Here is an 8,041-nt window from a genome sequence, read left to right on the forward strand (position 1 = left end):
ACTGTATGAGAGAGCCACATGCTTTGCTTGATGCGGCTACGGAAGCCATGATGCGTGCAATTGCGCCGTACTCTGGGTTCAAGGTTGGTGCTGCGCTGCAAACGAAAGACGGCAAAATCATCACTGGACACAACATTGAAACCTCGTCGTATAGCCTAACCATTTGTGCCGAGCGTGTTGCGCTCTTCAAAGCGCTGAGTGAAGGCGAACGCGAGTTTGAAGCCATTGCCATCGTTGCCAGTTCCGGCAACTTCTGTCCGCCTTGTGGCGCTTGTCGGCAGACGCTTATCGATTTTGCACCGCATCTTGTGGTTTATCTTTCTAATCGGCGCGGTCAAGTAAAAATGTTCAAACTGAGCGACCTTTTACCAGAATCCTTTTCGTCAGCCAACTTGTCGCCATCCATTTCAACGTGCTCTGATAAGTCAAACGCAAAGCACGCCTCAACAAACTCGAACATCAATGCCGATGCGACAAATACATCACAAGCCAAAAGCAAAGCCCGTTCGTCCAAAGGCACTCACCGGAAGAATTGAAGTTATTGCGGGCTGTATGTTTAGTGGGAAGTCAGAAGAGCTTATTCGCCGATTACGACGAGCGCAAATTGCAAAGCTCCATGTAGCCATCTTTAAGCCAGTAATTGATGATCGATACAGTGCTAATGAAATTGTCTCGCATAGTGCTGCAAAACTTGCTTCAACAGCGGTATCGCATTCGCAGGAGATTTTAGCACAGTCGGAACACGCTGATGTGGTTGGCATTGATGAAGCACAGTTTTTCGATATGGGTATCGTCGATGTCTGCGAGCAACTGGCAAACGAGGGCAAGCGTGTGATTGTAGCTGGCTTAGACCTCGATTTTCGTGGGAAACCGTTTGGTCCGATGCCTTTCTTAATGGCAATTGCCGAAGAGGTTACAAAAACGCTAGCGGTGTGTATGAAATCTGGGCTACCGGCTTCACGCACGCAGCGCTTGGCAGACAGTAATCAACTGATTCTCATCGGACACAGCAACCTCTACGAAGCACGCCATCGCGCTTATTTTGAACCACCACCTGAAGAACCTCACCACTAAACATGCCAGACGCTCTCATTCTTTCTTTGCCCGGCTCGACACTTGGTCAGACCGCAGTTACTTTGCTTCTTCGCCATCATCTTGCCATTCACTATCGGGCTGTTTTCTCCGAGCAACAATGCTCTGCTCTGAGCGCTGCGGTGTACGCTGCACGTGCATTTTGGAATGCTGATTTTGATGGCGCACATTTTTCCTTAGGTCGATCTTGGTATGCACACTGGGCAGAGCGGCGCGCGCGGCTCTACTTTCAACAGGCTCGGGTGTCTAATGAGTTGCTCGAGCAATGCCTTTCTGGGATGCCATCACAGATTTGCGCTTTGATGAGCCAAGCTCTTGGCGCGCCCGTTCAATTGCGAGCTGGCTGGTGCGGACCAGGCATCCATATTTTCCCTGCAGCAGGCTGGTGCGCACAGCATGGCGGCGATATTCACTTCGATACCGAAGGTTTGTTATACCCCACTCCACTTGTGCACACCACCGCACTGACCATGATTGTCATGCTTCAACCACCTGAACAGGGCGGCGGCTTGAAACTCTGGCAAGTTCGCTATCCACAGCAGCGCAACCTTACCTCGGCGATGCTTGCAGCCGAACATCTCACGGTCTCGTATCAAACCGGCGACCTTGTCATCATTGATGCCTATACCTTACATCAAATTCAGCCGTTTGAAGGTCAGCGCGATAGAATTTCCATTACAGCTCACCTTGCGCACACTTCAAAAGGCTGGATTATCTGGTTCTAACTTATATTCAGCGCTCTGAATACCACAAATGCGATTTATTCATCGCAATTGAGAAAAATCAAGACTCATCTGTATGAAAGATATTCTCATTTTTACTGCAGCTGCCTTTTTTGAAATTTTTGGCTGCTTCGCATTCTGGAAATACTTTCGGCTCGATCACTCCCTGTATTGGCTACTGCCGGGTCTTTTTTCTCTCTTGATGTTTGCATTTTTACTTACGAAGGTTGGTGTTGAGTTTGCAGGGCGCGCCTATGCAATTTATGGCGGAATTTACATCGCCGCCTCACTATGCTGGCTATACTTTGCTGAGCAGCAAGTGCCCGACCTTTGGGATGTGATTGGCGCCGGGGTCTGCATCGTCGGCGCCTGTATTATTCTTTTTATGCCACGCTGACATGGGAGAGCTGATTCTTCTTTTTTTCATTTCCTTTCTTGCCGCTACCCTTTCTGGCGCCGCAGGATTCGGCGGCGCTTTAATTCTGCTGCCCGCCCTCACCGCTGTCGTGGGCGTTAAAGCTGCAGTTCCGATTCTGACCATTGGACAACTTTTCGGGAATGCCTCACGTGTCTGGTTCGGCAGAGATGAACTCGTCTGGCGCCCGATTCTTTTCTTTCTTCTCACCGCTATCCCTCTAACCCTCTTAGGCAGTTTCTTATTTAGCAAAAGCGATAGCCGCATTATTACCTTCGGCATCGGAATTTTTTTAATTCTTTTGGTGCTCTACCGCAGAAGCCCACTCAAGAAACTTGAGCTCGGTGACAAAGGCATGCTGCTGGGCGGCGGCTTGACAGGTTTCCTGTCAGGGTTAGTAGGCAGTGCCGGTCCACTTGGTGCCGCCTTCTTTCTCAGCTTGAACTTAACTCCAACGGCTTACGTCGCCAGTGAAGCCTTCACAGCTTTGACGATGCACTTCCTAAAAAGCCTTGTCTACAACAAATATGCCCTACTTGGCGCAACCGAACTCTATTACGGACTATTTATCGGCATCGCTATGATTTTAGGCAGCTGGACTGGCAAAAAATCATCGAAAAATTAAGTCGCGAAAAATTTACCCTGTTCGTCGAACTGCTGCTGGTTCTGTCAGGGCTTCAGCTCATCGGCAGCGCCCTACAAATTTTTTAACACAGTCTTTACGCTACCTTACGTGAATAGTCATCCGCATTTACTATCTTTCAGATTATTTCTCCTCTCTTCGTTTCTTGAGACCATGCTGGACTGGATTCAACACAATCGGTTGTATGATTTAGCTCGACAGGGCGAGCGGCTTACTCCTTGGTGGGGCGTTTTTGGCTTAGGCGTTGTGTTTGTGCTTGTCTCCTCTCTCTTTGCGCTGCCTGTGGAACTGGCGCGGTTTGCTTTAAGCGCCTCTTCAAACCCTTTCTCTTTGGACGCATTGGAAGAAAATGCAAGTCTCACGTTATCACCCTGGCTTTCTGGACTGCTGATGAGCTTGACGCTGGCTCTGTCGTTTGGCGCTCTTATTGCGTTCGTTTGGCTTTGGATTGGGCGCTACGAAAAACGCCCCTTTTTTACCTTGGGATTTGAACGGCACCAAGCGCTCTGGCAGTATGCACGTGGTTTCTTACTTGGCTTGCTCGTGTTTAGCGCTAATGTGGGACTGATGGCGATCTTTGGCTATGTGTCAATTGAAGATAGCGATCCTTCACGGGTTGGACTCTCGGCGCTCCCCAGCGTCTTACTTATCCTTCTGCCCGGCTGGCTCGTTCAAGGTGCAGCAGAAGAAGTGCTCATACGCGGCTGGATGTTGCCAGTCTTGAACGTACGCTATCGCCCTTGGTTAGGAATTTTGCTCTCTTCGCTTTTCTTTGCCCTGATGCACGGTATAAATCCGAATCTAGACCTGCTTGCGCTGTTCAATCTCTTGCTCTATGGTGTGTTTGCAGCGCTGTATGCCTTGCGTGAAGCATCACTCTGGGGCATCTGTGCTTTTCACAGCGCTTGGAATTGGGCGCAGGGCAATCTGTTCGGGCTTGCCGTCAGCGGACAAAATATGGGAGTCGGTACGCTGCTCGATCTCATGGAAGCCGGACCAGACTGGTTTACAGGCGGAGCATTTGGACCTGAAGGCGGAATTGCCTCAACACTTGTGCTGCTCATCTCTATTGTGTGCGTCCTTATGTGGTCTCCTTCTGCTCAAGCAAACCCGTCAGGGTCCTCTGCGACATGAGTGATCACTACGGACGAATGCCCCATGCAGAGACCATCATCGTGAGCACATAGAGCAATGTGCCAAAAGAGTTATACCAAATTGCACGCTCTTTCGGCTCACGGATAAGCAATGCTTGCATGGGCTGCTGCACAAACAGCAAGCCAAGTGCAATGGCTGCAGCAACATACTGGGCTTTGAAGACGAGTATACCAATTGCTGTAACTTGTGCGGCATTCATCACGGCGCAGGCAAGCATGGCAGCACGCTTCTCTCCAAGTTGCACAGGAATCGATTTGACTTTGCGCACTCGATCTCCTACCACCGATTTGAAGTCGTTTAGCGTCATAATGCCATGAGCACCGAGTGAAAAAATTAGCGCCATTGCAATAGATTCTTGACTGGGTAAGCCTTTTGTCAGTGAAAAACTGCCCGTAAGCCAAGCCACCCCCTCGTAAGCGATACCCACAACAAGGTTGCCATACCAGCCATTATTCTTGGCGCGCAGCGGCGGTCCAGAATAGACATGCGAAAGCAGCACGCTCACAAAAGAAATCACAAGCACATAAGGGTGAATCCAGTACGAGATGATAAACGCTAACCCAATCAGTGTGAAGGTTACAATCCAGCTAGCTGACTTCGAGATAAGTCCCGCCGGAATCGGTCGATCAGGTTCGTTGATGGCGTCGACCTCACGATCGAAATAATCGTTCATGGTTTGCGACATGGCGCACATGAGCGGCCCTGCCAAAATCAATCCAGCCAGCACAATTTGCCATTGCTCGAGCAAGTTGGCGCCTGTGGAGACGGCACCGCACAGAAACGCCCACATTGGTGGAAACCATGTAACCGGTTTCATCAGGCGTGGAATGGCAGAGAGCTCTAAACGCCAGCCCTCGCGGTTGACGTTATCAAGTGCCAGTTGAATTTTGCGAAGTTTTTCATCATCAATGCCTGCGCGCTCCATTTCTAACCGCAGGGCTTGACGCGCATCTTCCGAAAGCGCTGGGAGCGATTCTAATGTTGAAGAACTCATAGTTTGATGCTGGCGCAAAAGAGCGTAAAAAACTTATTGAACTGATTTTCGTACCCAAATATACTTTACACATTCTGAAAATGCCCAGCATGGATTTGCTCCACAGTTTGATTTGAGCCAGAGAGCACATATTGGTGTAGCACCTGCGCAAAGGCTGGCGTATCTTCCAGCATCGGCAAATGCCCCAGCGACGGAAACCGCACAAACGTTGTAGGTGCAGCCGAATGTGCCTTGCGTTTTTCAAACAGTGTGCTCATGCCTACGGGCGGAATGGTCTTGTCCTTATCACCTACAATCAAGCACATTGGCGCCTCTGCCGTGAGCAAGTTCTTGATGTAGTGCAGCGAAATATCATAGCGCAGCGAGAAGGTGCCTACCGCCGTGGCCGCTTCATCATCGACGGTTAGAAAATCTTCAATCAGAACCTCTGCATACTCTCGTGGAATCGGACGCGCCGTCGCTTTTGCCACAAACGCCCGCTTGAGTGGCTCAAGCTGAAAGAGTTTCTTGGCTTTCATCGTGGCATGAATAAAAGCACTAAGCATCTTTAACTGAAAGCGCAAGTCAACTGCACCGTATTCGAAAATACCGCAGGCGATAATTGTCAAGCTCGTGGCACGCCGACGCTGACGCTGAAAGACTTCTGCGGCAACCATCGCACCCATTGAGTGCCCAACAATATGCAGCGGCGCATCTTTGCCCAGTTGCAGGTGCTCAATCAGCGCCTCCGCTTCTTCAGCAAAACCCTCAATCGTAAACGGTGGTCGCTTGTCCCGAAAACGTGTGCGCCCCGTGCCAGCCTGGTCAAACGTGATGCTGCGTGCCTCCGTACGCAACGCCTCAACCGTCGGCTGCCAGTAGCGCCCCGACAACGCCCAGCCGTTGATAAACAAAATCGCCGGCTTATGACGATGCTCCGCAAATCGCTCAGCACTATCCTCGTAGTAGAGCTCGCATCGCCCTATTGATAGTCTGTTCATAGTCTTCTCCTTAATGTTCTCACACTTTGAATTATGCTATGAACCCATGCCCCAACGCCGAAGCCTTCATGCCCATCGCTCAATTAGCGACGCTAAACGCCGTAAAGGCGGCGTGTCAGCAATCACAAAATAAAAATTCACATAGTACGTTTGCAGCACCGTGTGACTTAGCGACCTTGATCGAATCAAGGCTAACACATCGCGCCAACGCCAATACCAAAAGTCCGTGATGTAGAATAAAAATCCCATCTTTCTCAAAGGTTAAAACTTCCTTGATGAACTCTCACTCTGACTGCTCTTCGTACTGCCTCAAAAGAAAATTTAATGAAATTTCGCTCACACATCAAGTTCAGTGCCGCACATGGTGTGCTTGTCGCACCGCCTTGAGCAGCTCTCTTGCACAAAAAATCAAATGACTTATCCTGTTGTTTTTTGTTTCACCGATAGGCTAACCTTGTTAGGCGATTTGCCGTATCTTTGCCTATGAACAGCAGTTAGCACTTGCAACCAGAACTTCTCAGTCTACTCTTGCGTATTGAAGCTTCGCTATGCAACAGTTGTTCTTCGTGCTAAAATTAAATCGACCACATCGACCGTCTCGACCATGAAATCAAGAGTTGTTATTTTTAGCGGCGCAGGACTTTCAGCTGAAAGCGGCATCCCCACCTTTCGTGATAGCGGCGGCTTATGGGAAAATTACGCCATCGAAGACGTGGCAACACCTGAAGGCTGGCAGCGCAATCCGCAACTCGTGCTCGACTTCTACGCCGCTCGCTTCAACACCTATCAAGCCTGCAAACCTAACGCCGCACATTATGCCATCGCAGCGCTCGAAAAAAAGTATGAGGTCATCAACATTACCCAAAACATCGATAACCTGCTTGAACGCGCCGGCTGCCACAATGTCTGGCATCTACACGGACGCGCCGACATGCAAAAGTGCGAACGCCACTACGATATCTTCGCCGATGGCAACCCGCACTTTCGCTGCGACTTCAAATCCACGATTACAAAACCCATTCAGTGGGGCGATCGCTGCCCCAAATGCGGCGCCCAACTCCGCCCCAACGTCGTCTGGTTCGGTGAAGCCGTCGATATGCGCCACACCTACTTAGACGAACTTATTGAGACCACCAAAATTTTTATCGTCATCGGCACCTCTGCACAAGTCTATCCCGCCGCCGGCTTGCTGACACTCTTTGCTGATACCCCTCAAAAATTCTTCATCGACCCAAACCCCGCCGTAAGCCTGCTCCATGGCTTCGAAATCTACAAAGACAGTGCCGCCACCGCAATGCCCAAACTCGCACACCGACTCCTTGAAACTCAAGACGTATGATCCACAATAATTTTCCACCCCTCGTGCGTCTTTTCAAACAGCAGTGTAAAATACCCGCTGAGCCGCTCTTCGTTGCCACTTGCCACACGCCGCGTCAGCACAAATTGACCATTCACCACCGCGTGCCTCTCAGAAAGTAACCACACTCTCAAGCCCTCAAACTTCAACTCTCCCATCGCCGCTGCGTTAGGATAACTTCTCAAATAGCGCTGCAAAATCTTCTCGTAGCCCTGCTCCACACCCCGCGCCGATACAAAGGTCGTTGAATCCGAGACCTTGTAGCCACGCATGAACGCCCGCACATCTCCACGATTCCAATCCGCTACTTGCGCCTCGAGCACCGCTAAAATGGCTTCCCCCGCATCGGTCTGCGCACGCACATCCGCACACAGCACCCCACATAACCCCAAAAATAAAAACACTTTCATCACCCGTCTGTCAGATTGTTTTGTAAGACAAAATCTCATAAAACACAGAGAGCCTGCTCATGCAGGCTCTCTTGCTTGAAAGAACAATGGCTCTAGACTTACTCGCCACGGAACCGATTCCACCAGCTGCGCACCGTAGATACAGCTTGTCTGGTTAAATTGGTTGCCGTTTCGGTTGCATTGCGCACCGCATTGACCATGAAGTCTGGGAAGGCTGAAGGTGACGTGCCTCCAGCACGAATCGCAATCTTTAGGTCAAACGCATCTTGCGTG

9 protein-coding genes and 1 pseudogene are annotated in these 8,041 nt (G+C 50.2%); 7 read left to right on the forward strand and 3 right to left on the reverse strand.

Annotated features, from left to right (window positions below; genetic code table 11):
- The first annotated feature begins 5 nt into the window (after window positions 1-5).
- From cdd to CMR00_05030, 6 genes and pseudogenes are all read left to right on the forward strand, one after another.
- Window positions 6-536, forward strand: coding sequence for a cytidine deaminase (gene cdd, locus CMR00_05005; GenBank protein PIO48474.1), 531 nt, complete (start codon window positions 6-8; stop codon window positions 534-536).
- Window positions 469-1,074: a thymidine kinase gene (locus tag CMR00_05010; protein ID PIO48475.1), complete on the forward strand. Its 606-nt coding sequence runs from the start codon at window positions 469-471 to the stop codon at window positions 1,072-1,074. The genes cdd and CMR00_05010 overlap by 68 nt, the downstream gene beginning before the upstream one ends.
- Before the next feature lie 2 nt (window positions 1,075-1,076).
- Complete coding sequence (locus CMR00_05015; GenBank protein PIO48476.1) at window positions 1,077-1,817, forward strand: hypothetical protein; 741 nt, start codon at window positions 1,077-1,079, stop codon at window positions 1,815-1,817.
- A 73-nt stretch (window positions 1,818-1,890) separates the two neighbouring features.
- Window positions 1,891-2,211 (forward strand): hypothetical protein, encoded by a 321-nt coding sequence (locus CMR00_05020; GenBank protein ID PIO48477.1) that lies wholly within the window; start codon window positions 1,891-1,893, stop codon window positions 2,209-2,211.
- A gap of 1 nt (window position 2,212) precedes the next feature.
- Window positions 2,213-2,940, forward strand: a pseudogene (locus CMR00_05025) (permease).
- Between the two features lie 85 nt (window positions 2,941-3,025).
- Window positions 3,026-4,006 carry a CPBP family intramembrane metalloprotease domain-containing protein gene (locus tag CMR00_05030; GenBank protein ID PIO48478.1) on the forward strand — a complete coding sequence of 327 codons (981 nt, stop codon included), beginning with the start codon at window positions 3,026-3,028 and terminating at the stop codon, window positions 4,004-4,006.
- Between the two features lie 7 nt (window positions 4,007-4,013).
- Here CMR00_05030 and CMR00_05035 read toward each other — a convergent pair whose 3' ends face one another.
- Complete coding sequence (locus CMR00_05035; protein ID PIO48479.1) at window positions 4,014-5,021, reverse strand: bacteriochlorophyll/chlorophyll a synthase; 1,008 nt, start codon at window positions 5,019-5,021, stop codon at window positions 4,014-4,016.
- Between the two features lie 65 nt (window positions 5,022-5,086).
- On the reverse strand, window positions 5,087-6,001 hold the full coding sequence (locus tag CMR00_05040) for an alpha/beta hydrolase (protein ID PIO48480.1): 915 nt from the start codon (window positions 5,999-6,001) through the stop codon (window positions 5,087-5,089).
- 604 nt (window positions 6,002-6,605) lie between these two features.
- Here CMR00_05040 and CMR00_05045 point away from each other — a divergent pair.
- Window positions 6,606-7,340, forward strand: coding sequence for a silent information regulator protein Sir2 (locus CMR00_05045; GenBank protein ID PIO48489.1), 735 nt, complete (start codon window positions 6,606-6,608; stop codon window positions 7,338-7,340).
- Here CMR00_05045 and CMR00_05050 read toward each other — a convergent pair.
- Window positions 7,328-7,768 carry a DUF4440 domain-containing protein gene (locus tag CMR00_05050; GenBank protein PIO48490.1) on the reverse strand — a complete coding sequence of 147 codons (441 nt, stop codon included), beginning with the start codon at window positions 7,766-7,768 and terminating at the stop codon, window positions 7,328-7,330. The two genes, CMR00_05045 and CMR00_05050, sit on opposite strands and share 13 nt — an antisense overlap.
- Window positions 7,769-8,041: the final 273 nt, after the last annotated feature.

The organism is [Chlorobium] sp. 445, from assembly GCA_002763895.1.
Taxonomy (GTDB): domain Bacteria; phylum Bacteroidota; class Chlorobiia; order Chlorobiales; family Thermochlorobacteraceae; genus Thermochlorobacter.